Annotated in this window: 1 protein-coding gene; it reads right to left on the bottom strand. The window is 69.5% G+C overall.

Annotated features, from left to right (window positions below; translation table 11 throughout):
• A partial coding sequence (locus QSJ97_RS24685) for an ATP-binding protein (RefSeq protein ID WP_285675158.1) occupies positions 1-384 on the bottom strand: 384 nt, incomplete at its 3' end.
• Positions 385-486: the final 102 nt, after the last annotated feature.

The following is a 486-nucleotide window of genomic DNA, read 5'->3' as shown; positions in this document are numbered from 1 at the left end:
GGGCTCGTCGATCACGGCATGCCAGGCATCGACGGGAAGCTGGCGGGTGATGCGCGTGGAGCCGGCCTGATAGCGATCTTCGGCGATCTCCATGAGGTTCCGGCGCTGCGGCGCGGTCAGTCGGTCGGGGCCCCGGTCGTCCAGGATGAGCAGGTCAGCCTTTGCAGGCTGCCTGAACAGCCTCGGGAAGCGGCCATCGCCATGGGCCAGCTCGAGCTCGGCGAGGAGCCGCGGGCGGCGGTGGTGGAGGACGGACTTGCCGTCGCGGCAGGCCTTGTGGCCGAGGGCGCAGGCGAGCCAGGTCTTGCCCACCCCGCACGGGCCGGCGATCAGCAGGTTGCGGTTCTCCTCTACCCACTTGCCCGTGGCAAGGTTCCTGAACAGCGCCCTGTCGAGCTTTCGGGCGCCCGGTCATCCACGTTCTCGATGCAGGCGCCGACATGGCGCAGCCTGGCGGCACGCATCCGGGTCTGGAACGTCTTCGTG

The sequence above is a fragment of the Paralimibaculum aggregatum genome (genome assembly GCF_030270585.1).
Taxonomy (GTDB): Bacteria; Pseudomonadota; Alphaproteobacteria; order Rhodobacterales; family Rhodobacteraceae; genus Thermohalobaculum; species Thermohalobaculum aggregatum.
This window is presented reverse-complemented; position numbering and strand designations above follow the sequence as displayed.